Annotated in this window: 30 protein-coding genes and 1 pseudogene; 22 read left to right on the top strand and 9 right to left on the bottom strand. The window is 62.9% G+C overall.

What is annotated here, in order from left to right; translation table 11 throughout:
- The first annotated feature begins 22 nt into the window (after positions 1-22).
- Positions 23-1,192, top strand: a complete 1,170-nt coding sequence (locus tag LB564_RS08925) for a helix-turn-helix transcriptional regulator (protein WP_224536812.1) — start codon at positions 23-25, stop codon at positions 1,190-1,192.
- A gap of 36 nt (positions 1,193-1,228) precedes the next feature.
- Here LB564_RS08925 and LB564_RS08920 read toward each other — a convergent pair whose 3' ends face one another.
- On the bottom strand, positions 1,229-1,567 hold the full coding sequence (locus tag LB564_RS08920) for a hypothetical protein (protein ID WP_224536810.1): 339 nt from the start codon (positions 1,565-1,567) through the stop codon (positions 1,229-1,231).
- A 325-nt stretch (positions 1,568-1,892) separates the two neighbouring features.
- Between LB564_RS08920 and tauA the strand changes: the two genes are divergently transcribed.
- The 4 genes from tauA (at position 1,893) to LB564_RS08900 (ending at position 4,858) form a co-directional block, all read left to right on the top strand.
- Positions 1,893-2,906 carry a taurine ABC transporter substrate-binding protein gene (gene tauA, locus LB564_RS08915; RefSeq protein WP_224536807.1) on the top strand — a complete coding sequence of 338 codons (1,014 nt, stop codon included), beginning with the start codon at positions 1,893-1,895 and terminating at the stop codon, positions 2,904-2,906.
- Between the two features lie 113 nt (positions 2,907-3,019).
- Positions 3,020-3,793: a taurine ABC transporter ATP-binding protein gene (locus tag LB564_RS08910; protein WP_224536803.1), complete on the top strand. Its 774-nt coding sequence runs from the start codon at positions 3,020-3,022 to the stop codon at positions 3,791-3,793.
- Entirely contained in the window at positions 3,790-4,650 is an 861-nt protein-coding gene (locus tag LB564_RS08905; RefSeq protein WP_140703600.1) for an ABC transporter permease subunit, read from the top strand. The genes LB564_RS08910 and LB564_RS08905 overlap by 4 nt, the downstream gene beginning before the upstream one ends.
- A gap of 19 nt (positions 4,651-4,669) precedes the next feature.
- Positions 4,670-4,858 (top strand): hypothetical protein, encoded by a 189-nt coding sequence (locus tag LB564_RS08900; RefSeq protein WP_224537787.1) that lies wholly within the window; start codon positions 4,670-4,672, stop codon positions 4,856-4,858.
- Between the two features lie 15 nt (positions 4,859-4,873).
- On the opposite strand, the gene LB564_RS08895 is transcribed toward LB564_RS08900, so the two are convergent.
- Positions 4,874-5,065, bottom strand: a complete 192-nt coding sequence (locus LB564_RS08895) for a hypothetical protein (RefSeq protein WP_224536800.1) — start codon at positions 5,063-5,065, stop codon at positions 4,874-4,876.
- A 309-nt stretch (positions 5,066-5,374) separates the two neighbouring features.
- On the opposite strand from LB564_RS08895, the gene LB564_RS08890 reads away from it, so the two are divergent.
- From LB564_RS08890 to LB564_RS08875, 4 genes are all read left to right on the top strand, one after another.
- A complete protein-coding gene (locus LB564_RS08890; RefSeq protein WP_224536797.1) occupies positions 5,375-5,743 on the top strand; it encodes a septal ring lytic transglycosylase RlpA family protein in 369 nt (122 codons plus the stop codon).
- Positions 5,744-5,975: 232 nt separating this feature from the next.
- Complete coding sequence (locus LB564_RS08885) at positions 5,976-7,253, top strand: polyhydroxyalkanoate depolymerase (RefSeq protein WP_224536792.1); 1,278 nt, start codon at positions 5,976-5,978, stop codon at positions 7,251-7,253.
- 159 nt (positions 7,254-7,412) lie between these two features.
- Positions 7,413-8,027, top strand: coding sequence for a transglutaminase-like cysteine peptidase (locus LB564_RS08880; protein ID WP_140703593.1), 615 nt, complete (start codon positions 7,413-7,415; stop codon positions 8,025-8,027).
- A gap of 376 nt (positions 8,028-8,403) precedes the next feature.
- The gene (locus tag LB564_RS08875; RefSeq protein ID WP_140703591.1) at positions 8,404-8,643 is read left to right on the top strand and encodes a hypothetical protein; all 240 of its coding nucleotides are present in this window, start codon (positions 8,404-8,406) and stop codon (positions 8,641-8,643) included.
- Between the two features lie 78 nt (positions 8,644-8,721).
- On the opposite strand, the gene LB564_RS08870 is transcribed toward LB564_RS08875, so the two are convergent.
- Genes LB564_RS08870 through LB564_RS08855 form a run of 4 tightly spaced genes read right to left on the bottom strand, consistent with a single transcriptional unit; the run spans position 8,722 to position 11,468 of the window.
- The gene (locus LB564_RS08870) at positions 8,722-9,090 is read right to left on the bottom strand and encodes a helix-turn-helix domain-containing protein (protein WP_224536788.1); all 369 of its coding nucleotides are present in this window, start codon (positions 9,088-9,090) and stop codon (positions 8,722-8,724) included.
- A 10-nt stretch (positions 9,091-9,100) separates the two neighbouring features.
- A complete protein-coding gene (locus tag LB564_RS08865) occupies positions 9,101-9,640 on the bottom strand; it encodes a Smr/MutS family protein (RefSeq protein ID WP_224536786.1) in 540 nt (179 codons plus the stop codon).
- A complete protein-coding gene (locus LB564_RS08860; protein ID WP_224536784.1) occupies positions 9,637-10,737 on the bottom strand; it encodes a murein transglycosylase A in 1,101 nt (366 codons plus the stop codon). Before LB564_RS08860 ends, LB564_RS08865 begins: the two co-directional genes overlap by 4 nt.
- 23 nt (positions 10,738-10,760) lie before the next feature.
- Positions 10,761-11,468 carry a Tim44/TimA family putative adaptor protein gene (locus LB564_RS08855; protein ID WP_015314736.1) on the bottom strand — a complete coding sequence of 236 codons (708 nt, stop codon included), beginning with the start codon at positions 11,466-11,468 and terminating at the stop codon, positions 10,761-10,763.
- 199 nt (positions 11,469-11,667) lie between these two features.
- Between LB564_RS08855 and LB564_RS08850 the strand changes: the two genes are divergently transcribed.
- The 3 genes from LB564_RS08850 to LB564_RS08840 all read left to right on the top strand — a co-directional run bounded on the left by LB564_RS08850 (position 11,668) and on the right by LB564_RS08840 (position 15,157).
- On the top strand, positions 11,668-12,165 hold the full coding sequence (locus LB564_RS08850; RefSeq protein WP_224536782.1) for an FxsA family protein: 498 nt from the start codon (positions 11,668-11,670) through the stop codon (positions 12,163-12,165).
- A 359-nt stretch (positions 12,166-12,524) separates the two neighbouring features.
- Positions 12,525-13,028 (top strand): protein-export chaperone SecB, encoded by a 504-nt coding sequence (gene secB, locus LB564_RS08845; protein WP_224536780.1) that lies wholly within the window; start codon positions 12,525-12,527, stop codon positions 13,026-13,028.
- Positions 13,029-13,516: 488 nt separating this feature from the next.
- Positions 13,517-15,157 carry an ABC transporter substrate-binding protein gene (locus tag LB564_RS08840; RefSeq protein ID WP_224536778.1) on the top strand — a complete coding sequence of 547 codons (1,641 nt, stop codon included), beginning with the start codon at positions 13,517-13,519 and terminating at the stop codon, positions 15,155-15,157.
- A gap of 546 nt (positions 15,158-15,703) precedes the next feature.
- Here the strand turns inward: LB564_RS08840 and LB564_RS08835 are convergent.
- On the bottom strand, positions 15,704-15,955 hold the full coding sequence (locus LB564_RS08835; RefSeq protein WP_224536777.1) for a hypothetical protein: 252 nt from the start codon (positions 15,953-15,955) through the stop codon (positions 15,704-15,706).
- Positions 15,956-16,113: 158 nt separating this feature from the next.
- On the opposite strand from LB564_RS08835, the gene LB564_RS08830 reads away from it, so the two are divergent.
- Genes LB564_RS08830 through LB564_RS08820 form a run of 3 tightly spaced genes read left to right on the top strand, consistent with a single transcriptional unit; the run spans position 16,114 to position 16,923 of the window.
- The gene (locus tag LB564_RS08830) at positions 16,114-16,431 is read left to right on the top strand and encodes a hypothetical protein (protein WP_224536774.1); all 318 of its coding nucleotides are present in this window, start codon (positions 16,114-16,116) and stop codon (positions 16,429-16,431) included.
- On the top strand, positions 16,431-16,733 hold the full coding sequence (locus tag LB564_RS08825) for a hypothetical protein (protein WP_224536772.1): 303 nt from the start codon (positions 16,431-16,433) through the stop codon (positions 16,731-16,733). The genes LB564_RS08830 and LB564_RS08825 overlap by 1 nt, the downstream gene beginning before the upstream one ends.
- A gap of 13 nt (positions 16,734-16,746) precedes the next feature.
- Positions 16,747-16,923, top strand: coding sequence for a hypothetical protein (locus LB564_RS08820; protein ID WP_224536769.1), 177 nt, complete (start codon positions 16,747-16,749; stop codon positions 16,921-16,923).
- Between the two features lie 229 nt (positions 16,924-17,152).
- On the opposite strand, the pseudogene LB564_RS31720 reads toward LB564_RS08820, so the two are convergent.
- A pseudogene (locus tag LB564_RS31720) lies at positions 17,153-17,381 on the bottom strand (hypothetical protein).
- A 251-nt stretch (positions 17,382-17,632) separates the two neighbouring features.
- On the opposite strand from LB564_RS31720, the gene LB564_RS08815 reads away from it, so the two are divergent.
- Complete coding sequence (locus LB564_RS08815) at positions 17,633-18,556, top strand: hypothetical protein (protein ID WP_224536765.1); 924 nt, start codon at positions 17,633-17,635, stop codon at positions 18,554-18,556.
- 167 nt (positions 18,557-18,723) lie between these two features.
- Positions 18,724-19,542: a DUF3800 domain-containing protein gene (locus LB564_RS08810; RefSeq protein WP_224536763.1), complete on the top strand. Its 819-nt coding sequence runs from the start codon at positions 18,724-18,726 to the stop codon at positions 19,540-19,542.
- 385 nt (positions 19,543-19,927) lie between these two features.
- On the opposite strand, the gene lepA is transcribed toward LB564_RS08810, so the two are convergent.
- Entirely contained in the window at positions 19,928-21,733 is a 1,806-nt protein-coding gene (gene lepA, locus LB564_RS08805; protein ID WP_224536762.1) for a translation elongation factor 4, read from the bottom strand.
- A gap of 208 nt (positions 21,734-21,941) precedes the next feature.
- On the opposite strand from lepA, the gene LB564_RS08800 reads away from it, so the two are divergent.
- From LB564_RS08800 to msrA, 5 genes are all read left to right on the top strand, one after another.
- Positions 21,942-23,024, top strand: coding sequence for a TadE/TadG family type IV pilus assembly protein (locus tag LB564_RS08800; RefSeq protein ID WP_224536759.1), 1,083 nt, complete (start codon positions 21,942-21,944; stop codon positions 23,022-23,024).
- A 55-nt stretch (positions 23,025-23,079) separates the two neighbouring features.
- On the top strand, positions 23,080-23,319 hold the full coding sequence (locus LB564_RS08795; RefSeq protein WP_224536757.1) for a DUF559 domain-containing protein: 240 nt from the start codon (positions 23,080-23,082) through the stop codon (positions 23,317-23,319).
- Positions 23,320-23,517: 198 nt separating this feature from the next.
- Complete coding sequence (locus LB564_RS08790) at positions 23,518-24,222, top strand: DUF1223 domain-containing protein (RefSeq protein WP_224536755.1); 705 nt, start codon at positions 23,518-23,520, stop codon at positions 24,220-24,222.
- Positions 24,223-24,307: 85 nt separating this feature from the next.
- On the top strand, positions 24,308-24,565 hold the full coding sequence (locus tag LB564_RS08785) for a hypothetical protein (protein ID WP_224536753.1): 258 nt from the start codon (positions 24,308-24,310) through the stop codon (positions 24,563-24,565).
- Positions 24,566-24,778: 213 nt separating this feature from the next.
- Positions 24,779-25,507, top strand: coding sequence for a peptide-methionine (S)-S-oxide reductase MsrA (msrA, locus tag LB564_RS08780; protein WP_224536750.1), 729 nt, complete (start codon positions 24,779-24,781; stop codon positions 25,505-25,507).
- The last annotated feature ends 172 nt before the right edge of the window (positions 25,508-25,679 follow it).

Here is a 25,679-nt window from a genome sequence, read left to right as displayed (position 1 = left end):
CCATGCAGCAAGAATTGTTGCTTTGCAGCAGAAGCAGGTGGTGATGCGGTCTCCTCTCTCCATGGAGCGGCTGTCCGAACTGATCGGGCTGATCTACGACGCCGCGATCGATCCCTCACGCTGGTCCGTCGCAATCGAGGAGATGCGCATCGCGCTTGGCTTCGCGACCGCCGCCATCCGCCTGCAAGCGTTGCCGTCGGGCGAGGTGCTGGTCAACGTGACCAGCAACATTCCGCAGCCGTATGTCGATCAGATGAACAGCTACGGCGCTGAAGTCCTCGAGCTGTGGGGTGGCATGGCGGCGGTGGGCTCGCTGCCGATGGATCGGCCAGCGGTGTTGAGCCAGCTCAATCCCGACCTCGACACCACGACGAACCGCTATTTTGTGGAGTGCGGCAAACCGCAAGGCATGATCGATTCCCTGGCACTGCCGCTCGCGCGGGATGGGCGTGGTCTCGGCTCGCTGGCCTTCAGCCGCCATGTCGGTGCCGCTCCCATCAACGATCTGCAGATCGAGGCCGCCCAGCTGCTGATCCCGCATCTCCAGCGCGCCGCGACGATCAACCGGCTGCTGGACATGGCGGCGATCGCCAGGGCAACCTTCCAGACCGTGCTCGACACGCTGACGGCACCGATCTTTCTCACCACTGCCGATCTGCAGGTCGTGCATGCGAATCCGGCGGCACATGCGATTGTCGCCGGGGGCGAGCTGCTGAACATTCGCAACGGCGTTCTCGTCGCCAATGTCTCGGCTGTATCCAGCGCGTTGGCCGTCGCGGTGGCCCAGGCGGCACGGGACGAGGGCGCGCTTGCCCGCAAGGGATTGGGTGTTCCGGTACGCTGGCAGGACGACTCGGCCGGGGCCCTGCATGTGTTGCCGCTGCGCCCTGGGCGCGGCTCGTTCGATGCCAGCGTGGTCGCTGCGGTGTTCGTGGCGCGCGCCGATACGCCCTTCGTCGCGCCGACCGCGCTGGTGGCGGCGCTGTTCGGTTTGACGCCCGCCGAGGCACGTGTCTTCGAGCAGATCGCGGTCGGCCGCACGGTGGAGGAGACGTCCGAAGTCCTCAACATCGGCCGCAGCACGGTCAGGACGCATCTCCTGCGGCTGTTCGAGAAGACCGGCGCGCGGCGGCAGGCCGAGTTGGTTCAGCTCGCGGCGTCGCTTGCGGCGCCCTTGGCTGGTCTGGCGTAGAAACGAACTCAAGCGGCCCTGCCGCGAGAATTCATTTCAACCAGGCCGTCCGATCCGCAAACCAACTTGCTCGATCACGCTGGCAAGTGTTGTCTTTTTGATCTCAAGCGAAATTTTCGTCTTCGCGCGCGCAGCCGGGATGAACAATTCTTCCTCGCTGTATCTGCTCAGGAACTCCGCCACGGCCGACAATTCGGCACCCTTCACGCAGATATTAATAATGCTGTGCGACGCCCGCTTTGCGACTCTCTCAGATAAGATCTGCAGGGGTCCGCAAGTGCAGTCACAATATCCTTCGTCGTGGCGATAGATACAAATGCAATGATCGTATTGCGGACAAACTGTATTACATTCGCAATCGTCCTCAATTGTCATCGTATTCTCCAAAAACTAGTGATTTATGGGTGCCCATCGGATCTGGGACGGAGGTGGACGCAGACCACCACGAAAAGAATTTCGGGTCATCCACCGTTCGGTGGACAGTGACGGTCCCAGCCCGACGATTTCGCCCGCACCCGACGCCCGTGCCGGGATGTGAGGGTGGGCGCGCCATAGCCGCCACATCCGCCTCGGCGGCAAGCCGCCAGTGGCTTTTTTCCAACAAACGCCGCGCTGTTGGAAAGATTTAACTCTACGAGATCTATAGAATTAGCTGACTATGTACAGGCAATCCGGGTTTTCTCTTTTCAAGGAGCCTTTCATGTCCAGCATTTCACGCCGCATCATTCTGCTGTCTTCGGCGGCCCTTGCCGGCGCCGCGTTCCTCGGCCCGGCCATGGCCGATGACCTCAAGATCACCATCGGCTACCAGACGGTGGTCGAGCCCTCGAAGGTGCCGCAGGCCGACGGCGCCTATGAAAAGGCCACCAAGGCCAGCATCGACTGGCGCAAGTTCGATTCAGGCGCCGACGTCATCGCTGCCGTCGCCTCCGGCTCGGTCGATATCGGCTATGTCGGCTCGAGCCCGCTGGCGGCCGCCGCCAGCCGCGAACTGCCGATCCAGACCATCTTCGTCGTTGGCCTGATCGGGCCGTCGGAAGCGCTCGTCGCACGCAACGGCGCCGGCATCGAGAAGGTCGCCGACCTCGCCGGCAAGAAGGTCGCCGTGCCGTTCGTGTCGACGACGCATTACAGCCTGCTTGCCGCGCTCAAGCATGAGAATGTCGACCCGAAGTCCGTCGAAATCCTCAACCTCAGGCCGCCGGAAATCGCCGCCGCCTTCGCGCGCGGCGATATCGACGCCGCCTATGTCTGGGATCCGGCGCTCGGCCAGATCAAGACATCGGGCAAGGTGGTGCTGGATTCCTCGCAGGTCGCCGCCTGGGGCGCGCCGACCTTCGACGCCTGGATCGTGCGCACCGACTTCGCCGAAAAGAACCCGGAAGCCGTGCGCGACTTCGTCAAGGTGACGGGATCTGCCTATACCGAATATCTCGCCAAGCCCGACGCCTGGTCAGTGTCGTCGCCGCAGGCCGCGGCGATCGCCAGGCTCACCGGCGCCAAGCTGGAAGAAGTGCCGGAGCTCCTGAAGGGTTATGTGTTCCCGACGCTTGAAGAGCAGGCCTCGGACAAATTCCTCGGCGGCGGCACGGTCAAGGCGGTCGCGGCCGCATCCGCCTTCCTCAAGGAGCAAGGCAAGGTCGACGCCGTGCTGCCGGACTACTCGAAATACGTGACTTCGAAATACGTCACCGAGGCGTTGGCCTCGAACTGACGGCATACACGCGCGACCCACCTTCCCTGATGCCGTGTGTCGCCTGTCCCGGAACCGCTGACGAGGCGCGGTCCCCGGGGGCGGGCAAATCTTCCTCCAGATACGAGGGCCCTATGCCGCATCTCGTGCTCGACAAGATTTCGATCCACTATGACGGCCAGCCGGCACCCGCCGTCGAGCGTGTGTCGATCACTGTCGCCAGGGACGATTTCGTCGTGCTTGTCGGCCGCTCCGGCTGCGGCAAGACCTCGCTGCTCAATGTCGCCGCCGGCCTGGTCGCCCCCGCGCGCGGCACGGCCTCGATTGGCGGCCGGCCGATCACCGGGCCCGGCTCGGACCGGGCCGTGGTGTTCCAGAACGATGCGCTGTTTCCGTGGCTCACGGCGCGCGAAAATGTCGCCTTCGCGCTCAGGCTGCGCGGGGTGAGGCCATCCGAACGGACGCGGCGCGCCGACCGGTTGCTGGACCTGGTGAAGCTCGGCGACGCCGGCGACAAACGCATCTGGGAGCTGTCCGGCGGCATGCGCCAGCGTGTCGGCCTTGCCCGGGCGCTCGCCGCCGAACCGCAATTCCTGCTGCTCGACGAGCCGCTCGGCGCGCTCGACGCGCTGACGCGCGAGCGCATGCAGACGACGCTGCTCGATCTGTGGACGGCAAGCCATGCCGGCGTGCTGATGGTCACGCACGGCATCGAGGAGGCGCTGGTGCTCGCCACCCGCGTCGTCGTGCTGGCGCCCGGCCCCGGACGCGTGGTGCGAACCTTCGAGCCGGGCTTCTCCCGGCGCTATGCCTCCGGCGAGCCGATTCGCGCCATCAAGGCCGATCCGGCCTTCGCGGCGGCGCGCGGCGAACTGACCGACGCGATCTTCGAGGGAGAGGCGGCATGACCGTGACGTCTTATACGGAGCGATCGAGCCGGAAGATCGACGAGGTCGATGGCCTGTCGGTGCCATGGTCGCCGCCCGCCCCGAAGCGCAAAGGCGTCTCGGCGCGCATGATCAGCGCGATCACCATTCTGGTGGTGCTGGCGGTATGGGCGTTGTCGGCCCGCCTGCAACTCGTTTCGCCGGTCTTCCTGCCCTCGCCAGCCGCCGTGTGGAATAAATTCTTCGTTGTGGTTCGCGATGGCTTCGTCGACGCGACGCTGTTGCAGCACGCCGTCGCCAGCCTGGGCCGCGTGTTCGCCGCACTCGTCGCCGCCATCCTCGTCGGCGTGCCGGTAGGCCTCGCCATCGGCATCAGCACGGTGGGGCGCGGCATCTTCGATCCGCTGCTCGAATTCCTGCGGCCAATCCCGCCGCTGGCCTATCTGCCGCTGGTCATCATCTGGTTCGGCATCGGCGAGCCATCGAAAATCCTGGTGATCGCCATCGCCATGCTGGCGCCGGTGGCGCTGTCGACCGCATCGGGTGTCCGCGGTGTCTCGCAGGAGCGCATCAACGCCGCGCGCTCGCTCGGCGCGACGCGCGCGCAAGTGGTCCGCCATGTCATCCTGCCCAGCGCGCTGCCCTCGATCCTGACCGGACTGCGCATCGCGCTCGGCGCCGGCTGGTCGACACTGGTCGCGGCCGAACTGGTGGCGGCGACGCGCGGACTTGGCTTCATGATCCAGTCGGCGGCCCAATTCCTCGTCACCGACGTGGTTGTGATGGGCATATTGGTGATCGCCGCCATCGCCTTCGTGCTCGAATTCACCATCCGCCGGATCGAGCGCGTGCTCGTCCCGTGGGCGGGACGGGAATGATCGGAAAAAGAGAATGACGATGCCCCATTCCACCGCCGTGTTGTTCGCCCATGTCGGCTCCTGGCTGCTCGGCCTTGCCTCCGATGACAAGGCGGCAAAGGAGGACGGCCCGCGCTCGCCGGCGCCGGTCCGGTTCCGGGCCGGCCACGACCGCCTGCCGCCGCGCGACGAGAGTTTTTACTGGGCCTGGCAATACTGGTCGCAGTGAACGCGGCTCACCGCCTCAACGGTTCGCCCACCACAGTCCGGCCAGGCCGGCCAGCATGGCGGCGAGGCCGATATAGAGCCATTGCGACTGGCCGGTCATGAAGCTGCCACCGACCACGCCGATGCCTTGCAGCGACCACAGCGCACCAACGGCCAGCACGATCAACGCCAGCAGGTTCTTGGCCAGCACATTTTTGGTCAGTCTCATTGTCGCACCCTACTTTTGAAAGTCGATCGATTGCGGCGCCGTGGCCACGATGAAAGAGCCGAAGGAAATGGCCAGATCGTGCAGGATTCTATTTGAAGATCAACGCCGGATCTTGTCATAAAAGTCCTTCGTGCCGATCAAAACTTGATGGAAAACTGGTCAATTCGCGCCAGAAAATCCCTGACAGACTGTTACCCTGTGACTCCAAACGTGTGATCTCGCCACGGAACCGCCAGATCACTGCCGCATTTCCTGCCTTATTCTCGACCTAACGGCTGGGTCTGTCAAAAACGGAGCCATCCCCCAAATATGAAGACCACGAAACAGACCGCGCTTGTCGCGGTAACGATCGCTGCTGGCCTGATGGTCGGTGCTTCCGCCACTTCGGCAACCGCCGCCGCCGGCCAGTGTGGCCGCGCCTCCTGGTACGCGCTGCACTCCAAGACCGCGTCCGGCGAGCGCATGAACCCCTCGGCGATGACCGCCGCCCACCGCACGCTGCCTTTCGGCACCAAACTGCGGGTGACCAACAAGAACAACGGCCGCAGCGTCATCGTGCGCATCAACGATCGCGGCCCGTTCATCAAGGGCCGCGTGCTCGACCTCTCCAGGGGTGCCGCCAGCCAGCTCGGCTTTGTCAGCTCCGGTCAGACCGCGATCTGCATGGCGCGCGTCTGACGGTTCGGTGTCCGGCATGAGGGGCCGGACACATATCCTTCACATTTCGGCGGTGCACATTGAGCCGGCTGCGCCCCCGAAGGCGGCTGCACCAAGGCTTCGGACGAAAGAAGCATTGGTCACGCCACGTGACGTATTGCATCGCAGCAATTAGTTGTTAACTTCCCCGCGAGACATTCAAGGCTCGGCGCTGCTCGTCGTCCCTTCGGTCGAGGCAGCAGCGGGGTTCTTGATGTTCTACCAGCTCTACGAAATGAACCACGCCGCCCTGCAGCCGGCGCGGCTCTATGCCGACGCGGTCCGGCTCTTCTATTCCAACCCGCTCAACCCGGTTTCGCACACGCCCTGGGGCCGTTCGATCGCGGCGGGCGCCGAACTCTTCGAGCGCACCACGCGCCGCTACGGCAAGCCGCAATTCGGCCTCGCCAAGACCGTGGTCGACTGGAAGAGCGTCGCGGTCACCGAGAAGACGGTCTGGTCGAAGCCGTTCTGCAATCTCGTCCGCTTCGAGCGCGACGTTCCCGCTGGCCGCAAGGCCGACCCGAAGCTTTTGATCGTGGCGCCGATGTCGGGCCATTACGCGACGCTGCTGCGCGGCACGGTCGAGGCGATGCTGCCCTATGCCGATGTCCACATCACCGACTGGGTCGACGCGCGCATGGTGCCGCTGGCCGACGGCCAATTCGATCTCGACGACTATATCGACTACATCATCGACATGCTGCACACGCTGGGTCCCGACACCCATGTGATGGCGGTGTGCCAGCCTTCCGTGCCGGTGCTGGCGGCGGTGGCGCTGATGGAGACGAAGGGCGACCCCTTCGTCCCGTCGACGATGACCTTGATGGGCGGGCCGATCGACACCCGCCGCAACCCGACCGCGGTCAATCTTCTGGCCAAGGAAAAGGGCATCGACTGGTTCCGCGACAATGTCGTCATGCGCGCGCCCTGGCCAGTGCCGGGCTTCGGCCGCGAGGTCTATCCCGGCTTCCTGCAGCTTTCCGGCTTCATGAGCATGAACCTCGACCGCCACATCATCGCCCACAAGGACTTCTTCATGAACCTCGTGAAGCATGATGGCGACAATGCCGAAAAGCACCGCGACTTCTATGACGAATATCTGGCAGTGATGGATCTGACGGCCGAGTTCTACCTGCAGACGGTCGACACCGTCTTCGTGCGCCATGCGCTGCCCAAGGGCGAGATGACGCATCGCGGCACTAGGATCGACACGTCAGCCATCCGCAACGTCGCCCTGTTCACGGTCGAGGGCGAGAACGACGATATTTCGGGCCTTGGCCAGACCAAGGCGGCGCAGGATCTCTGCGTCAACATCCCCGCCGATCGGAAGGCGCATTACATGCAGCCGGCGGTCGGCCATTACGGCGTCTTCAACGGCTCGCGCTTCCGCTCCGAGATCGTACCGCGCATCGTCGACTTCATCACCAGCTATGGCCGCCAGAACCGCGTCGCGGTGAAGCCGAAGCTGGTCCGCACCGCAAAGCGGTAGCAATTGTGAAACGGAACCGGGCCGGTGGCCCGATTCTGTTGCACAATAGACGCTGTTCTCCCCTGCGGGTAACCATGCTGCAAATCAGGCCGTCGTCGTAATTGACACGGAGTGTAAATCGCCCTTAACGTTTCGTTAACAACAGGGCGAGCGGGGACAATGAATTCCTCAACCATGCAAAGGCTGCGCGTATGCGTGGCAGCCGGGCTTGCGTTAACGGGGGGCTGGATGGCACCGGCCTGGGCGTCGGGCGCCATGGCGACCGGAGGCCTCACTTCGCAGCCGATCGGCCACTATGATTTCTGCAAGCAGCATCCGGGCGAATGCTCGATCCGTCCGGCCAACCTCGCGCCGGCGGCCCTCACCGACGGCTTGATGCGCAAGCTCGCCAACGTCACCGCCAGGGTCAATGCATCGGTCAAGCCGATGAGCGACATGGACATCTACGGCAAGGACGAGGTCTGGGCCTATCCCGACAGGGGCGTCGGCGACTGCGAGGATTATGTGCTGGAGAAGCGTCGCCAGCTGTCGCGCATGGGCGTGTCGCTCGCCGATCTCCTGATCACCGTGGTGCGCAAGCCCGACGGCGAAGGCCACGCGGTGCTGACGGTGCGCACCGATGGCGGCGACTACGTGCTCGACAATTTGACCGACAAGGTCAAGGCCTGGGACCAGACCGGCTACCGCTTCCTCAAGCGCCAGGCGATCGACAACACCGGCCGCTGGGTCTCGATCCGCGGTGGCCAGCAGGTTCTGGTGGGATCGGTGCAGTAGCAGAGAGCGCTGCCGTTCGGATCGCGGCAGCTCTCGTGCGCATCACCCTGTCTTCACCTTATCCACAAAGGGCAGCGCCGCCCCTCATTGCCCTGCCGGGCATTTCTCCCCGTATAGTGACGGGGAGAAAGAGCCGTCATCGCCGATCTCGCCAATTGTTAGCGGTACAGGAAGGGTGGCGAGGTTGCCACAGCGACCTTTCTCCCCGTTCTACGGGGAGAAGATGCCGGCAGGCAGATGAGGGGCGGCGCTGACATCGCCGATCGCGCGTCTCGCATACCCATTCCGAAAATCTTTCATCCCTCCATGAACCATTTCCGTTCGCCCGGCGACACACAGCCGTGAACCGAACAAACCCAAACCATGGAGACTTCAAATGACTGCTTTTCTGCGCAATACCCTTCTCGCCGCCGCTGCCGTCTCGGCCCTGACCGGATCGGCTCTGGCCGGCCAGACCATTCCAAGCTGTTCCAACACCAACCTCAACGACCTGTGGGCCGGCCGCTGTTGCGGCGAGGCCGGCGCGTCGGACTGTCTGGGCGGTGGCAATGGCGGGCACGACCATGGCGACCATGGCCGTGGCGGCAATGGCGGCAGCACGGCCGGCAAGAACTGATCTCACCACGGCTGCCCGCTGGCTGTTCGCCGGCGGGCACCGTTTTGCGCTCGGGACGCGGTTGTCATGAAACTCCGGCTACTTCAGCCGGCCCAATGCCGTTCGGATCGAGGCGGTGATGCGGCGCAGCTCCGCCTCGTCGAGTTTCTCGATGGTCTCGGCCAGGAGATTGGCAAGCTCGGTGGCGGCGGGCGACAGACCCGACGTGTCGAGTTTCACGCGCGGATGCGAGGTTTCGGCCAGCCGCGCCAGCTCCTCGGCATCGTCCCAGATGATGTTGAAATAGCCGATGATCTTCTGGATCAGCGTCCAGGTCGGCGCGCCGCGCCGGCCATGCTCGAGCGCCGAGAGATAGGCGGCGCTGACGCCGATCGCCGCCGCCATGTCCTTCTGGCTGACGCCGCGCTCGGCCCGCAGCGCCCGCAACCTCTCGCCGAACGGCGTCATGCGCCCGGCCTCATGCCCTGATCCGCCGCAGCCTGATATAGAGCGCGCCCGAACCGCCATGGTTGCGGGCGGCATGGTCGTGGCTGGAGACCAGCGGCCGGAACGCCGGCGTCGACAGCCAGGCCGGCACGGCGCGCCGCAGCACACCGTCGCCGCCCGAGGACGACCCCTTGCCGGTGATGACCAGCACATAGCGGACGCCGCCGGCATGCGCCCGATGCAGGAACGAGAACAGCAGCGAATAGGCCTCGTCCTGCGTCATGCCATGCAGGTCGACGCGGCCCTCGATCGGCAGCCGGCCTTTTTGCAGCTTGTCCAGCGTCGGCTCGTCGAGCCGCTGCGTGACATGCTGCACCCTGGGCTTTGCCGCGCCGGGCGCGTTGGCGGCGGGCTGTGCCGGCTGTGCCGGCTGTGCCGGCGTCGGCCTGGCATCGGCAGCCATGTCTGGAATGTCGACGGCGGCGCGGCCCTTCAGCGGCCTGGCGGTGCGCGCCACCAGGTTCCACAGCACCCGGTCGTCCTCGCTGAGCTTGTCCGGACGCTTGCTCATCTTGCGCCCTCGGCCAGGGCGCGCGGCACCAGCGCGTAGAAATCGGCGGCGTTGCGCACCACGCCGGCGATCTCGCCGGCGGCGTCGCACGAGCCGGCGAACAGGTCGCCGCGCGCCGGTCCGGTGATGGCCGAGCCGGTGTCCTGCGCGATCATCAGTCGCCGGAACGGTGTTTCGTCGAAGGCGGTGAGCGTCGGCGCGTCGATGTGAAAGGGCGTGCCGAATGTGTGCAGCAGCCGGTCGACCGCCATCGAGCGGCCCGGCGTCAGCGGCACCTTGGCGGCCGCGATCGGCCCCAGCGCGGCGTCTTCCACGGCGGCCTCGCGGAAGAAGATGTAGGAGCGGTTCTGCCACAGGATCTCGTCGATCCGGTCGGGATGCGCCTTGAACCAGGCGCGGATCGACTGCATCGTCACCTGCGCCAGCGGGATTTCGCCCAGCTCGCTCAGAATTTTGCCGGGGCCGGTAAAGCGCTGGCCCGACTTGGCGGCGTAGGTGACGCGGCAGAGCCGGCCGTCGGTCATGGCGAGCCGCGCCGCGCCCTGCACATGGATGAAGAAGGCATCGACCTTATCGGCCAGCCAGGCGATCCCCAATCCCTGGCCGGCGAGCGCCCCGCGCTCGATGGCGCCACGGTCGAAATATTCGGCAAGTCCATCCGGCGTCCGGCGCGCGAATGCCAGATAGGAATCCATCCCGGCGGGCCGGTTGGCGTCATCCACGTCAATGAGATCGGCCGGCCGCGACAGCAACGGCACGGCAAAATGCTGCGTCCGCACCGGCGAGGCCTCGACTACAGGCTCGTAGAAACCGGTGACGAGCCCGACGCCGGTCTCCGGCCGCACCAGCATCGGGACAAAAAAGCGCTCGAAGAAGGCGCGGGCCTCGGACGAACTGGTGGCGGGCGCTTCGCGCGCCTGCGCATAGGCCCCGGCGAAGGCGCCGAAATCGACGCCCAGCGCACCGCTGCGATAGGGTTTTACCAGGACGTGGAAGGCGGAGCGGGCAAAGGCGGCGAAGGCCGGCAGATGGTCGTCGTCGCCCCAGCCGGGCAGGTCGCCAAAGGACCTTTCAACAAGGAGAGGCGACAGCGACACCGGAGCCCCCGCCTATTCCGGACTCAGTCTTCTTCTTCGGTGGCGACGAGCTTCCAGTTCGGGTCGCGCGAGCGCGTGTCGCGGGCGAAGGTCCAGACATCCTTGACCTCGGCCACCGTCTCGGGGTCGCCGTCGATGACCGTGCCGGCCTGGTCGCGCGTCGCCGAAATCAGCTCGCTGATGATGCGCAGCGTCACATGCGCCTCGCCGCCCTTCATCTCGGCCGAGACGATATCGGCCTTGTCGATGCCGACGAAGGAGGACTGGATCTTTTCCGACTTGGCCTCGCGCTCGCCGATCGCGGCGACGAAGCCGTCATAGACCTCGCGCGACAACAGGTTCTTCAGCGTTTTGCGGTCGCCGTCGGCATAGGCCATGACGATCATCTCATAGGCCATCTTGGCGCCGTCGACGAACCCCTTGGGGTCGAAGGACGGGTCGTTGTCCTTGATCGCGCGCAGGCCCTTGTTGAGATCTGTGTCGGGCTTGGCGAAGGCGTCGATCGCCGTATAGGCGTCGGCCGGCGCCGGCTCGCCGGGCGCCCGCTTGCGCGGCAGCGAAACAACGTTCTCGGGCTTCTGCGTGGCGTCCTTGTCGGTGCGCGCCGCCGTATAGGGGTCGAAGGGCGGCCGTTCGCTACCGGTCCGACGGCCCAGCACATTGCGCAGCTGGAAGAAGATCACCACCGCCGCGATCAGGAAGAAAATCGTGCCGAAGTCGAAGAAGCCCATATTTTCCGCCAATCAATCACTGCCTCTAGGCCGGACCATCCAGCCGACAGGCTGCGGTCGCATAGCGTTCACCATTCAAAGCATATAGAACGCAAGGCGCAATCATTCAAATCAAAGGCAGGCATACCTATCTAACAGCCTCCGTGCCAGCGGCGATTGGTCGCCAACCGGCAAAAACATCCGATCGAGAAGGCAAGACTTGCGCATTTCCTTCCTTCCCCTCCTCATCCTCGCACTTCCCCTGCTGGAAATCGCCGGTTTCGTCGTCGTCGGCCGTCAGGTCGGCGCCCTGGCGACGGTTGGCCTGGTGCTGGCCTCGAGCATCGCCGGTGTGCTTTTGCTGCGCCACCAAGGTTTCGGCGTCATGACCCGCATCCGCGCCGAAATGGGTGCCGGCCATGATCCCAGCCGCCAGCTCGCCCATGGCGCCATGATCGTGGTCGCGGCGATCCTTCTGATTATCCCCGGCTTCATCACCGACATCATCGGCCTGCTGCTGTTCCTGCCGCCGGTGCGCGATTTCGCCTGGCAGAGGCTGAAGGGCCGCATCGTGGTCGCCACCAATTTCTCCACCGGCGGCTTCCGCCGCCAGCGCGACAAGGTCATCGACCTCGAGGACGGCGACTATTCGCGCGAGGACGATCTCAAGCGCGGCCCCGACCACAATTCGCCGTGGCGGCGGCTCAAGGACGATTAGAGTTCTGATCTGTTCCGAGAGGCCGGCGCTGCCCCTCATTGTCCTGCCGGACATTTCTCCCCGTATAGTGACGGGGAGAAAGGGCTGAATGCGCCGCTGGAGCGGTGCAGCGTTGGCGATTGGCGAAACCATTGATGACAGCACCCCTCTCCCCGTCCCTATACGGGGAGAGGATGCCGGCAGGCAGGTGAGGGGCAGCACTGCCCTCGACAATTGACTTCTCGAACGCACAAGCAGCCTCAAGCAAATGCCCTCGCCACCACAAGGCGGCAAACCTTGTCTTGTCATGTCGGCCATGCTAGCCAACGCCCGATTTCAATTCGGTCAGCAAAGCTGCCCAGGGGAAAAGGAAACGGCTCATGGCCAGCAATGATGACGCGCCGGTCGGCGCCAACGGCAACGGAAACGGCAACGCGACGCAGCCCTCGCTCAACGTGCTCGCCCAGTATGTGAAGGACCTGTCCTTCGAAAGCCCCGGCGCGCCGAACTCGCTGCGCGGCCGCGACAAGGCCCCCGGCATCGCCATCAACGTCAACGTCAACGCCAATCCGCTCTCCGACAAGCAGTTCGACGTCAATCTGACGCTGAACGCCAAGGCCTCCTTCGACCAGGAAGTGCTGTTCAACGTCGAGCTGGTCTATGGCGGCGTCTTCGCCATTTCGGGCTTCCCGCAGGAGCACATGCTGCCGATCCTGTTCATCGAATGCCCGCGCCTTCTGTTCCCCTTCGCCCGCCAGATTATCGCCGAGGCGACGCGCAACGGCGGCTTCCCGCCGCTGATGCTCGACCCGATCGACTTCGCGCAGATGTTCCAGCAGAAGATCGCCGAGGACCAGGCTGCGTCGAAGGTCCAGGTGAGCTGAGCTCGGCCTGAACGGTTTTCGTCGAAGAACCCGGCCTCGCGCCGGGTTTTTTGTTGGCGCGCCCCGCACAGGCCACCCCATGCCTTCGTCATCCTATGGCGGAGCAAGGAGCGAAGCGACGCGGCGCAGACCATAGGATCCATGCCGGGACTCCGATGCGTCGCCACGGGTCCAGAATTCTGCACCGCTGCACCCGTCAGCAAGGTCGCGGCATGGATCCTCGGGTCTGCGCCGCGTCGCTACGCTCCTTGCTCCGCCCGTGGATGACGAAGCCGCGAGAGCGGGTGCCCGCCCCCTGCGGAACACCGCATAACTCCTGCGGATTCCCGAACACTCCGCTCCGTCCCCTCGCCCTATCATTCCCTCTCAGGCAATGACGCCCCGGCGGTCGCGACCGCCTCGCGTTGGCGATTTCGCCGGGGCGAGCCTGTTTTCGTGCATTCCCTGCGCAGTCCGGCCGGCATGCACCAACAAAAGAGGGAACGACGATGAGATTCATGCTGACCGACAGGAAACTCCACCCGCGCGCCAGACCCGTCGCCGACGATTTCAAGAAGGGCGGCATCAGCCGCCGCGAATATCTGGCGCTGATGGCCGGCCTCGGCGTCAGCGCCGCCGGCGCGCTTGCGCTGGGTGGCCTGACCGCGACCCCGGCCCGCGCCGCCGAGCCCAAGAAGGGCGGAACCTTGCGCGTCGCCATGAACGTCAAGGGCTTCAAGGACCCGCGCACCTTCGACGGCGTCGAAATGTCCAACGTCGCGCGCCATTGCAACGAATATCTGGTGCGCTGGAACACCGATTTCTCGTTCGAGCCGTGGCTCCTGGAAAAATGGGAGATGAGCGACGACGCCAGGACGCTGACGCTGCATGTGCGCAAGGGCATTTCGTGGTCGAATGGCGACGCCTTCAACGCCGATGATGTCGTCCACAACCTCACCCGCTGGTGCGAGGCCGGCGTCGCCGGCAATTCGGTCGCCGCGCGCATGGGCGCGCTGGTCGATGCCGACACCAAGAAAGCGGTCGATGGCGGCATCGAGAAGGTCGACGACTTCACCATCAAGCTCAACCTGCCGAAACCCGACATTTCGCTGATCGCCGGCATGGCCGACTATCCCGCGCTGATCATGCACCGCTCCTATGATGGCGACGGCGACCCCATGAAGGCGCTCGCCATCACCACCGGCCCTTGCGAACTGGTCAAATGGGACGCCGAGACGGGTGCGGAGGTCAAGCGCAAGGACAAGCCCTGGTGGAAGGGCGAGTTCTACCTGGATGGTATCAGGTGGATCGACTACGGCTCCGACCCCAACGCCATGCTGTCGGCTTTCGAATCCGGCGAGATCGACACCGACCACGAAACCGCCTCCGATGCCGTCTCGCAGACCGACAAGATGGGGCTGAAGAATTCCGAGATCGCCACCGGCTCCACCATCGTCGCCCGCTTCAATGTCGCCAACGCGCCCTATGACGACGTCAAGCTGCGCCGCGCCGCGCAACTCGCCGTCGACAATTCGGCCGTGCTGAAGCTCGGCCTCGATGGCCGCGGCAAACCCGCCGACAACCACCATGTCGGCCCCATGCATCCTGAGTTTGCCGATATCGGCCCGGCCAAGCGCGATGTCGAGCAGGCGAAGAAGCTGCTCGCCGAATCCGGCAAGGCGGACCACGAATATGAGCTGATCTCGGTCGACGTCGAATGGCAGAAGAACACGGCCGATGCCATCGCCGCGCAGATCCGCGAGGCCGGCCTGAAAATCAAGCGCACCGTCCTGCCCGCCGCCACCTTCTGGAACGACTGGAGCAAGTTCCCCTATTCCTGCACCGAATGGCTCGGCCGCCCGCTCGGCGTCCAGGTGCTGGCGCTGGCGTATAAATCGGGCGCTGCCTGGAACGAAAGCGCCTACGCCTCGAAGGAATTCGACGCGCTGCTCGACAAGGCGCTGGCCATGCCCGACCCCAAGGCCCGCAAGGAGATCATGGCCGAGATCGAGCGGAATTTGCGTGACTCAGGCATCATCATCCAACCCTACTGGCGCTCGGTCTACCGGACATATCGCAAGGGCATCGAAGGCTGCGAGCAGCACCAGGCGCTGGAACAGCACTTTGAGAAGGTTTGGATTGAAAGTTGAGGTTTGGCGCGGCACGTTCTTCCTTCTCCCCCTGTGGGAAAGGTGGATTGCCGCGAAGCGGCAAGACGGATGAGGGGTGCGTGACGGATCGCTGCCTTGCAGAACTAAGCGCTGTGCGCCCAATCCTTTCCACCGCCTCACTCCGCTGGAACACCCCTCATCCGTCTCGGCGCTGGCGCGCCGATCCACCTTCTCCCACAAGGGGAGCGGGGAAGCAGCGCCGCGCCCCGCGCTTCACCTTCACCGTCGGCGCCGCCCCTCACTGTCTTGCAGGACATCTCTCCCCGTAAACGGGGCGAGAGGGCTGGCCGCAAACCCGGCGCCCTTCCTGCAACGTCTGCGATTGGCGAAAGCGGCGATGCCAGCCCCTTCGCCCCGTTTACGGGGATGAGGAATGATCCGCGTAGCGGACGAAAAGCCGATCGCTTGGCTTTTCGAATGACGAACGCCCGAAGCGATAGCGAAGGGCCGGATGCCGGCAGGCAGATGAGGGGTAGCGCCAACGCCGATCTTCCCGTCACGGATTCCGACAGCAGCGTTCATTCCTCACCGCCCATCCTTCACCAACGTCCAGATCCACCCAGCAAAAGTCAGCACCAGGAACGGATAGCCTGCCGCCGGCAGCGGCGCCGATGTCGGCAGCAGGGGCGTGCCCCACAGCACCATGCCCACCGACACCAGGAACAGCACGGCGGCAATCACCCCGGTGATCCGTATCCACGGCGCGAAAGTGTTAGGCACGCTGATCAGGATCAGCGCCGCCGCCCACATCGAAATGCCGCCGACATAGGAAGGCACGCTGGCCTGTAACCCCGCCGCATTGCCTGATAAAAGCAGGCTCTCGCCGGCCAGGAAGGTCGGGAAACCTGCCGCGACGCAAGGTGATTATATACAAACCCAGCTTGGAGCTTTTCGCAAATCGTGATTCAATGCCATTGCCAAGGGAGGGAACGGCAATGAATGTTTCGCTCGCCAGTGATCTTTCTGGAGCCGCGGCCGCCTTGGCTGGTCTGATTTTGGTTTTCCTCGGCGCGACCGTCGCCGCCTACGATGGCTACAATGCAACTCAGCAGGGGACTGTTGTTGCGCGGTACAGGAGAAGGGCCGCCTTCGCCTTCTTCGGCTTCGTTCTATCACTACTATCGGCGGGGCTTGCGCTGGCAGGGCAATGGCTAGCGGTCGGTGGATGGTTGATTGCATCAGCAATTGCTTTAGCCATCAGTGTGATTCTTGTGGCTACCGCAGCGTGGCAAGCCTACTCGGACGTGAGCTGATGGCACTCACATTGGACGCCGAACAGAAACTGGCCGCAGTCGGTCTCGTAGGTATTTATAATCAACATAGTCTCGTTTGGAACGATGCCGCGCGACAGGCGTATGTTTACATCAAAGCCGGATTCCCAAATGGAGCTGCAGTCCGACCAGATGATGTCGCCAAGGCGATTAAGCCAGTCTTGGAAGTCAACGAAATTTTGAATGCTCATCTCAACGTGAAGAGATTGACGCAGAAGTATTGGATTTCCTATTTCGCGGATCTGATAATTGACAGGGCTTGGGCTGCGATAACCACCCCATAAAAGGAGAACAAAAATGACCGAGAAAGAAGCACGGCAATTAAAGGCAGAGCAGTTTGTCGAGAAGGTTTTGAAAGAGACCTTCAAACAGAACGTGAGCGCCAAGACCGTGAAGGCGGTGGCCGAGAAGGTGTCGAAGACGATACCGCTTTCACGGGAACGATCCGCCCGGCACACACAGGCTGCTGAATAGGCTATGCCTATCCCAAAGTACGCTCAGCACGTCCCGACACATAGGCTAGTGCAGATTCTATGCAAAGGCTCATGTGGGGCGATGAGGTACGCTGAAACGTCAGATGCGACTTGGCGTGGTGTTGACGACAACATCATCACGCATCAGGTGTCCGCCAAATGCTTAAAGTGCAGCAATCTGGCATACGACAACTACAGTTGGATGGCCGCCTAGCCTGAAGTGCCGGCGCCTAATTCGCCGGACCTGTCCCGTTCCACCGGATGAACTCGACGCCCTTCCCGGTCACTTCCCGCACCACGTTCAACAGCACCTCATGCAAGACGCGCGTCTGGCGATAGTGGTCGCAATGCAGCGATATGAACAGCTTGACGATGCTTAAGTGCAGCGCTTCCGCTGCCACCAGAAAGCGCTTGATTTCAGCCTGCGATAATTTGCTGTGACGGTTTCGACTTAGCCATCTGCGATCTCATGCGAGAATCGCCCCACCTAGGATTATCGTCCTACACTTGAGAAACGAGATCAACACGCGAGAGTGTTTCCTACGCCGGTTTGTGCCCTGTTTGCCTGTGAAAACCGGGTATCACGGAGGAATCACTCGCCAGACGTATTAGAAATCGCTTAGGTTGCGTTGCTTTGCGGCACCCGAATCATGGGTTGCAGCCGACACAGTAAACCGGCCACTCTATTTGCTATAAGGATCAATGGGTTAATGGCAAATTCACCCCGACTTCCGGCCACATCGAAACAGCTGCCGCTTGACCTTGGAATTGAGGTTGAAAAGGACGTAAACGGCATTGAAATGGGCGTGCTTGAAAATGGCATGGCCTATCTCACGCAGCGCGGCCTTTCCGCAATCTGCGGCGCGGCCCGATCTACTATCCAAGAAATCACTAAGGAATGGGAAGACAACTTCGGCCTCGATCTCCAGCGCGGGCGCTCGCTCTATTTTTCCGACTACCTCAGGCAAGCCGGTTACGACGAGCCGACACTCTATATGGAGATACAGCACAATGGATCTACCCATTATGCCTATCCCGAACTCGTTTGCATGGCCTTCATTGAGTTCTTCGCCTTCGAGGCCCAAAGGACGAATGACACCGCCCTTCTGAACTTCCGCAAGCTGGCCAGGTACGGCCTCAATCAGTTCATCTATGATGCCCTTGGGTATTCACCGACCGATAAGTGGGTCCATTTCAATGACCGCGTGTCGATCCTTCAAGACAGCTCCCCCGATGGCTATTTCATCGTCTTCAAGGAAACCACCGGTATGGTGGTTGACCTCATTCGGGCCGGCCTGCCAGTCAACGACAAGACGATTCCTGACATTAGCGTGGGCAAGTGCTGGAGCAAACATTGGGAAGACAGCGGCCTTAGCGACAACCACGCCGACCGGATCAAGTTCGAGCATAATTATCCAAGGTACTACCCTCAGTCGGCGAGCAACCCGCAATTGCCTTGGGCTTATCCCGATAGCGCGCTGGGTGAATTCAGGCGGTGGTTTAGGCATGTATATTTGCCGACCAAATACCCGGCCTATATCTTGAGAAAGGCTAACGTTTTGTCGGGCGGTATGGACCACGCAGAGGAGATAGCGGCTCTGTACGAACCGAAGAAGATTGGCGGCAGAAAGTAGGCCCTACTTATTTGCCGCCTTCGGCTTGTCCTTAGGCGGCGGCGCTTTCGCCACCTTCTTTAATGGGAGGTCAAAAGCTTCTTCCGACTGGTCGCTTTTCCAGTTCGCGGGCGGCTTCTTTGAACTTTACTTGACTCTTTCGGTCTTCCGAGATTCCCATCAGTCAAATGCCTCTCAAATTCTATGCCTATGTGGACGAAGCGGGCGACGAAGGCTTCGGCAAGTTGCGCAGTCCAACAAAGTCCGGCCAATCACGATGGCTTGGCCTTGGAGCGGCGCTTGTCACTGAGGAAAACGACCGCTTCATGCCGGTGTGGCGTGATGAGATTGTAGCACTGTTCGACAAGAAGAAGAACCGGCGCGACCTGCACTTCCGATACCTCAACCACAATCAACGTGTTGCCGCCTGCAACACCCTTCGCGAGAAGCCGGTCGGCATTTGCGTCATTGCCTCGAACAAAGAGACGATCCTGGATAGTGAGGAAGTCGACGTCTTCAAACGAAAGCAGCATCTTTACAACTATCTCGTTCGCTTCCTCATGGAGCGTCTCACGGCGGCTTGCGCTTCGAAAGCGAAGATCCAAAACGACACAGCCAGCCTGTTCGTTACATTCTCCCGCCGCGCTGGCACCGACTACCAACAGATGCGCGCCTATTTCGAATTGATGCGGGACGGGCGAGAGGTGTTGAAGCCGGTCCGTACGATCAATTGGACGGTGTTCGATCCCGCAAACTTGAGGGTGGAAAACCATGCTGTCCGGGCCGGGCTTCAGATTGCCGATGTCGTGACCAGCGCCACGTGTTGCGGGCTTGAGCCGAATGAATATGGAAACGTCGAATCCCGCTACGCCCTGTCGCTCAAAAAGCGTTATCTCATGGAGCGCAGCCGCATCCTAAATTGCGGTCTGACGCTGATACCGCCAATAGGACGCTGCCCCCTCAGTGATGAGCAGGCAGCGTTCGTTAGTCAGCTAAACAGTAGGTGACAGGCCCCCGGACCCCTGATGCACATCGCGAAGGATGCTGCTGCCGTAAAGACAACTCGGGGTGATTTCCGGCGCTTGCCTGCCATCCACAATATGACATTGTTCCCATTTTGTTTCAAGATGTTTTCACGAGAAAATAGAGCCAAATCAAACTGTTACAGTAGCTATTTGCCGTGAAACACCAGTAAGTCATTGAAAACGAGTCATTTTTTCCTGCCATGCTCGTATCACCAAAGAGGTAGCTTTAGCGCCGCCCATGGTATGAGGTCATCCGAACGCACTGCCACAACCCCGGGGTGGGACCCGCTGCCTTCGGCAGCTCCCACCCGGACTTGCGCTCGCATCGATCCACCGGATCGATGCGTCCGGCCGGAGACCGGACCCCTCAATCCCCCATCTTCAGCGCCTGGATAAACGCCTCCTGCGGGATATCGACCTTCCCGAACTGGCGCATCCGCTTCTTGCCCTCTTTCTGCTTGTCGAGCAGCTTGCGTTTGCGGGACACGTCGCCGCCGTAGCACTTGGCCGTCACGTCCTTGCGGAGCGCCGAGATGGTTTCACGGGCGATGACCTTGCCGCCGATCGCGGCCTGGACCGGGATTTTGAACAGATGGTTGGGGATCAGCTCCTTCAGCTTCTCCACCATCTGGCGGCCGCGCTTTTCCGCCGCCGTGCGGTGCACCAGCATGGAGAGCGCGTCGACAGGCTCCTCATTGACCAGGATCGACATCTTCACCAAGTCGCCCTCGCGGTAGTCGGTCAAATGATAGTCGAAGGAGGCGTAGCCCTTTGAGATCGACTTCAGCCGGTCGTAGAAATCGAAGACGACTTCGTTGAGCGGCAAATCGTAGGTCAGCATGGCGCGTTTGCCGACATAGGAGAGGTCGGCCTGGATGCCGCGCCGGTCCTGGCAGAGTTTCAATATGCCGCCAAGATAGTCGTCGGGGGTCAGGATCGTGGCGCGGATCCACGGCTCCTCGATCGACGCGATCTTCACCACGTCGGGCATGTCGGCCGGATTGTGCAATTCCTTCATCGTGCCGTCATTGAGCTGCAGCCGGTAGACCACCGAAGGCGCGGTGGCGATCAGGTCGAGGTTGAACTCGCGCTCAAGCCGCTCCTGGATGATTTCGAGATGCAGCAGGCCGAGGAAGCCGCAGCGATAGCCGAAGCCGAGCGCGGCTGAGGTTTCCATTTCATAGGAGAAAGAAGCGTCGTTGAGGCGCAGCTTGCCGACGGCGGCGCGCAGATCCTCGAAATCGGCGGCGTCGACCGGGAACAGGCCGCAGAACACCACCGGCTGCGCCGGCTTGAAGCCGGGCAGGGCCTTTGCCGTCTGGCGTTTATCCTCGGTGATGGTGTCGCCGACGCGGGTGTCGGCCACTTCCTTGATCGAGCCGGTGAAGAAGCCGAACTCGCCAGGGCCGAGCTCCTCGACATTGATGCGGGCGGGCGTGAACACGCCGGTGCGCTCGACCAGGTATTTGGCGCCGGTGCCCATCATGCGGATGGTCTGGCCCTTCTTCAGCACGCCGTCGATGATGCGCACCAGGACGATGACGCCGAGATAGGCGTCGTACCAGCTGTCGACCAGCATCGCCTTCAGCGGCGCCGTGGCATCGCCCTCGCGCGGCGGCGGCAATTGGTGGACGATTGCCTCGAGCACGTCTGGAATGCCAAGGCCTGTCTTGGCCGAGATCAGCACGGCGTTGGAAGCGTCGATGCCGATCACCTCCTCGACCTGCTCGCGGATGCGCTCGGGCTCGGCGGCCGGAAGGTCGACCTTGTTCAGCACCACGACGATCTCGTGGTTGTTGTCGATCGCCTGGTAGACATTGGCCAGCGTCTGCGCCTCGACCCCTTGCGAGGCGTCGACCACCAGCAGCGAACCCTCGCAGGCGGCGAGCGACCGCGACACTTCATAGGCGAAGTCGACATGGCCGGGCGTGTCTATGAGGTTGAGGATATAGTCCTCGCCATTCAAGGCGCGGTATTTCAGCCGTACCGTCTGCGCCTTGATGGTGATGCCGCGCTCGCGCTCGATATCCATCGAGTCCAGCACCTGCTCCTTCATGTCGCGCAGCTCCAGCCCGCCGGTCGATTGGATCAGGCGGTCGGCAAGCGTGGATTTGCCATGGTCGATATGGGCGACGATGGAGAAATTGCGGATGTGGTCGAGGGGCGTGCTCATGCCGCGCGCTTTAGCAGGGGCGGCAAGCGGCGGCAAGGCTTGGGGCCCAAGGGCCGCCTTGCCGCTCGCAAAGCGGTGAAATCGGCAAAAGAATCGAAAAAACCGGCACGCAGGCCAAGAATGCGTAAACTTTGATCGATCACATTAGAGCTTGGTTTGCCGGCTGCGTGGTAAGTGCACGCTCGCTAATGTCCGTCGGGGGTTTGGAATGTTCAGGGTTTTGCGCGGCTTTGCCCGCTCCCGCAGCGGGTCGATGATGCCGCTCTTCCTGGTGAGCCTGATGCCGCTGATCGCGGTCATCGGCTTCTCGGTCGACTATACCGGCGCGGTCCAGACCAAGTCCAACCAGCAGCAGGCGCTCGATGCCGCGATCTTGACGATCACCACCATGGACACCACGTCGACGCTGGCGCAACGCCAGGGGCTGTTGCAGGATTCCTTCGCCGCCAATGGCGGACAAGGCGCCGCGACGCTGACCAACTTCGTGGCTGGCACCGCCACCACCGCCACCACCGCGCAGGCCACGGCAAGCTTCGCCATGCCGACTGTTTTCATGAGCATTGCCAGGATCAGCACGGTACCGATCGCCGTCGCCTCGGCGGTCAGCAAGCCGCCGGCGCTGGTCAATGCGACCTTCAAGGTCACCGGCGTGTCGGGTTACTGGAACAAGACGATGACGCTCTACGGCACGCAATTCGGCGCAACGCAGGCCAAGTCGCTGATGACGATCGACTATGTCTATGGCGGCACCGGGGACCGGAAGGGCTACGGCACCACCACCGTCAGCGTCATCACCACCGATTCACGCAACAGGCCCGTCTCAACAGTGGTCCAGAAGCAGGTCTGCCAACTCGTCGACGCCAACACGCCCGCCGGTGCGGTGATCCAAACCGACACATTCCAGACGAAGTATTACTGTGTCGACACGATGTACCCCGCCGATGGCACCGGCGCGTCCATTGACGTCAGCCAGATGGGTGGCCTCTATCTGCAGATGAATGTGCCATCAGGCAACCCGAAGAACCTCGCGACGAATGATGCGGCCACCTCCGACCGGCTCTATACCGGCGTCATGAATCCGCTGACCAACAAGGTGGACTACACGGAGACCGCGACCGGCCAGATCGTCGACATCTTCAGCATCGTGCCTTGCGGCACGACAGGTTATCAGGCCTGGGAAGATGGCGGCAGCGCGGTTCCAGCGCCCGTCGGCAACGCCGACTTCTTCTACAACGTCACCGGCAAATGCGACTACAACAAGCGGCCCTCGGAGACCGCACTGACGCAGTGACGCTGCCTCTTCTTCCTTCTCCCCTTGTGGGAGAAGGTGTCGCCGAAGGCGACGGATGAGGGGTGTTCCAGGGAACGCCAACGCCGCACTCCGCTGGAACACCCCTCATCCGTCTCGGCGCCACGCGCCGATCCATCGCCCCAGGCCCCGTCCTTCGGACCGTGACGCCGAACTGAAGGCGAGGGGCTTTCGTGTTTTGCGCCTTTGGAATGACGACGTTCTGAGAGATATGAACGCCGCCTGCGACACGATCATAGCCTATGTACGGGACACGAACCTGCGGCCTTGGCGTTAGCGCCGGCGGTTCTTCAGTGCCAAGCTGGAGCACCCCTCATCCGACCTCGCTTCGCGAGGCCACCTTCTCCCACAAGGAGAGAAGGAAGAGGCGCCACATCTTCAATCACAAACCGGTGAGCGTTGTAACGAAGCCGGTGGCGGCGGCGAAGTGGGGATATGAGCGGCGCATCGTGGCGCCCTCCCACGGAGCAAGCCGATGTCGCCAGTCATGTCATGCAAGATCCTCGCATTGTCCGGCCTCGCCACGCTGGCGCTCGCCGCCGCGCTTGGTGCGGCCAGCGCCCAGCCGCTCACCGTGGTCGAACTGTTCACCAGCCAGGGCTGTTCGTCCTGCCCGCCGGCCAATGCCAACCTCATCAAGGTCAAGGACCGGCCCGGCGTGCTGGCGCTATCCTTCAACGTCACCTACTGGGACTATCTCGGCTGGAAGGACACGTTCGGCAAACAGGAATTCACCCGGCGCCAGGTTTCCTACGAGCCGCCGCTCGGCCATGACGGGCCGTTCACGCCGCAAGTGGTGGTCAACGGCCATGCCGATGTCGTCGGAGCGGCCCCCGGCGAGATCGAACATCTGATCGCGGCCACGGCCGGGACCGGCGGCCCGTCGCTGTCGCTCGGCGGCGGCAAGATCGCGATCGGCGCCGGCGCGGCACCGGGCGGCCACGCCGACGTCTGGCTGGTGCGCTATACCAAGGGTGTCGTCGAAGTGCCGGTGGCGCGCGGCGAAAACACCGGCCGCACCTTGCCGCATGCCAATGTCGTGCACGCGCTGACGAAACTCGGCGGCTGGACCGGCGCGGCCAAGACGCTCGATCTGCCGGCGGCCTCGGGCGGCCTCAGCACCGCCGTGCTGGTCCAGTCGCCCGGCGGCGGGCCGATCATGGCCGCCGCGACCGACTGATCATCCCTTTTACCGCACGGGGCCGCGCAACGCGGCAACGCATCACCCGGCCCGCTTGCGCGCGCCAAAACCCAAGGAGACTTCCATGACCAGATATCTGACCCTGCCGGCGCTCGCCTTCGCCCTTTCGGCCGCCATATTCGTCGCCGGCGCCCGCGCCGACGACACGGCCAATGCCATGAAGCCGGCCAATGCGATGGCGACCGACGCCATGAAGCCCGCGACGGATGCGATGAAGCCGGCGGATGCCATGAAGCCCGCGACCGACGCGATGAAGCCCGCCGACCCGATGGCCACCAATGCGATGAAGCCCGCGGCGGATGCGATGAAGCCGGCGCAGTAAACCGGGCCGGCCGCCCCAGCCTCGCTCGACTGACCTCTCCCTGCTGGGGAGAGGAGACTGTTAGCGCCGGCGCCGCCTCTTCTCCCCTCGGGGAGAAGGTGGCCCGAAGGGCCGGATGAGGGAGCGCCGCCGACAGGAGCCGCCGCACGGCAAATTGAGAACCTCTTGGCGGCCTGCCTCGTATATACTGGAACAACAACAGGAGATCAGGACATGACCGGTACCGAAAAGACACGACCGTTCTTTACCCGCGGCGCGCTGGCCGTGCTCGGTTTTGCAGCGGTGGCGGCGGCGGCCTTCTGGCAGACCCCGGCGCGCTCAGCCGAGGACGCGGTGGTGATCCCGCCGCCCGCGATGGACGAAAAGGCCGCAACGGGCAGTGAAAAGGCCATCTTCGCCGGCGGCTGCTTCTGGGGCGTGCAGGGCGTGTTCCAGCACGTCAAGGGCGTCAGCAAGGCCGTTTCAGGCTATACCGGCGGCGCCAAGGACGACGCCGTCTACGAGACGGTCGGCACCGGCCGCACCGGCCACGCCGAATCCGTCGAGATCACCTATGATCCGTCCAAGGTGACCTATGGCCAGCTGCTGCAGGTCTATTTCTCGGTCGCCCACAACCCGACCCAGCTCAACTACCAGGGTCCGGACTCGGGCACCCAGTACCGCTCGACGATCTTCGCCGAGAACGATGCCCAGAAGAACATCGCGCAGGGCTACATCGCCCAGCTCGACAAGGCCAAGCTGTTCGGCGCGCCGATCGTCACCACGATCGAGACCGGCAAGACCTTCTACCCGGCCGAGAACTACCACCAGGATTTCCTGACGCTGAACCCGACCTACCCCTACATCGTCTACAACGACCTGCCCAAGGTCGCGAATTTGAAGCAGTTGTTCCCGGCGCTTTACAGCGAGAAGCCGGTGCTGGTGCTGTCGGCGAGCAACTGAGGTCAGTTTTGCCTTCTCCCCGTTTACGGCAGGGCTGTCCGGGGAAAGTATCTGGTGAATCGAAATGCCGCATGCGCATGCCCCGTGAGACGGTTGTTTTCCGTCTACCTTCTGGTTGTCGAGACTCAGAAAGGGAACGGAGCATGCGCTTCACGTCTAGCATTCTTGGCAA

This window comes from Mesorhizobium sp. ES1-6 (genome assembly GCF_020164775.1).
Taxonomy (GTDB): domain Bacteria; phylum Pseudomonadota; class Alphaproteobacteria; order Rhizobiales; family Rhizobiaceae; genus Mesorhizobium.
Note: the sequence above shows the minus strand (reverse complement) of the source record. Positions and strands in the feature narration are given on the sequence as shown.

Excerpts from the sequence above, each read along its gene's own strand:
- LB564_RS08920 (WP_224536810.1), bottom strand. The coding sequence starts at position 1,567 with ATGACAATTGAGGACGATTGCGAATGTAATACAGTTTGTCCGCAATAC.
- tauA (WP_224536807.1), top strand. The coding sequence starts at position 1,893 with ATGTCCAGCATTTCACGCCGCATCATTCTGCTGTCTTCGGCGGCCCTT.
- LB564_RS08910 (WP_224536803.1), top strand. The coding sequence starts at position 3,020 with ATGCCGCATCTCGTGCTCGACAAGATTTCGATCCACTATGACGGCCAG.
- LB564_RS08905 (WP_140703600.1), top strand. The coding sequence starts at position 3,790 with ATGACCGTGACGTCTTATACGGAGCGATCGAGCCGGAAGATCGACGAG.
- LB564_RS08900 (WP_224537787.1), top strand. The coding sequence starts at position 4,670 with ATGCCCCATTCCACCGCCGTGTTGTTCGCCCATGTCGGCTCCTGGCTG.
- LB564_RS08895 (WP_224536800.1), bottom strand. The coding sequence starts at position 5,065 with ATGAGACTGACCAAAAATGTGCTGGCCAAGAACCTGCTGGCGTTGATC.
- LB564_RS08890 (WP_224536797.1), top strand. The coding sequence starts at position 5,375 with ATGAAGACCACGAAACAGACCGCGCTTGTCGCGGTAACGATCGCTGCT.
- LB564_RS08885 (WP_224536792.1), top strand. The coding sequence starts at position 5,976 with ATGTTCTACCAGCTCTACGAAATGAACCACGCCGCCCTGCAGCCGGCG.
- LB564_RS08880 (WP_140703593.1), top strand. The coding sequence starts at position 7,413 with ATGAATTCCTCAACCATGCAAAGGCTGCGCGTATGCGTGGCAGCCGGG.
- LB564_RS08875 (WP_140703591.1), top strand. The coding sequence starts at position 8,404 with ATGACTGCTTTTCTGCGCAATACCCTTCTCGCCGCCGCTGCCGTCTCG.
- LB564_RS08870 (WP_224536788.1), bottom strand. The coding sequence starts at position 9,090 with ATGACGCCGTTCGGCGAGAGGTTGCGGGCGCTGCGGGCCGAGCGCGGC.
- LB564_RS08865 (WP_224536786.1), bottom strand. The coding sequence starts at position 9,640 with ATGAGCAAGCGTCCGGACAAGCTCAGCGAGGACGACCGGGTGCTGTGG.
- LB564_RS08855 (WP_015314736.1), bottom strand. The coding sequence starts at position 11,468 with ATGGGCTTCTTCGACTTCGGCACGATTTTCTTCCTGATCGCGGCGGTG.
- secB (WP_224536780.1), top strand. The coding sequence starts at position 12,525 with ATGGCCAGCAATGATGACGCGCCGGTCGGCGCCAACGGCAACGGAAAC.
- LB564_RS08840 (WP_224536778.1), top strand. The coding sequence starts at position 13,517 with ATGAGATTCATGCTGACCGACAGGAAACTCCACCCGCGCGCCAGACCC.
- LB564_RS08830 (WP_224536774.1), top strand. The coding sequence starts at position 16,114 with ATGAATGTTTCGCTCGCCAGTGATCTTTCTGGAGCCGCGGCCGCCTTG.
- LB564_RS08825 (WP_224536772.1), top strand. The coding sequence starts at position 16,431 with ATGGCACTCACATTGGACGCCGAACAGAAACTGGCCGCAGTCGGTCTC.
- LB564_RS08820 (WP_224536769.1), top strand. The coding sequence starts at position 16,747 with ATGACCGAGAAAGAAGCACGGCAATTAAAGGCAGAGCAGTTTGTCGAG.
- LB564_RS08815 (WP_224536765.1), top strand. The coding sequence starts at position 17,633 with ATGGCAAATTCACCCCGACTTCCGGCCACATCGAAACAGCTGCCGCTT.
- LB564_RS08810 (WP_224536763.1), top strand. The coding sequence starts at position 18,724 with ATGCCTCTCAAATTCTATGCCTATGTGGACGAAGCGGGCGACGAAGGC.
- lepA (WP_224536762.1), bottom strand. The coding sequence starts at position 21,733 with ATGAGCACGCCCCTCGACCACATCCGCAATTTCTCCATCGTCGCCCAT.
- LB564_RS08800 (WP_224536759.1), top strand. The coding sequence starts at position 21,942 with ATGTTCAGGGTTTTGCGCGGCTTTGCCCGCTCCCGCAGCGGGTCGATG.
- LB564_RS08795 (WP_224536757.1), top strand. The coding sequence starts at position 23,080 with ATGAGGGGTGTTCCAGGGAACGCCAACGCCGCACTCCGCTGGAACACC.
- LB564_RS08790 (WP_224536755.1), top strand. The coding sequence starts at position 23,518 with ATGTCGCCAGTCATGTCATGCAAGATCCTCGCATTGTCCGGCCTCGCC.
- LB564_RS08785 (WP_224536753.1), top strand. The coding sequence starts at position 24,308 with ATGACCAGATATCTGACCCTGCCGGCGCTCGCCTTCGCCCTTTCGGCC.
- msrA (WP_224536750.1), top strand. The coding sequence starts at position 24,779 with ATGACCGGTACCGAAAAGACACGACCGTTCTTTACCCGCGGCGCGCTG.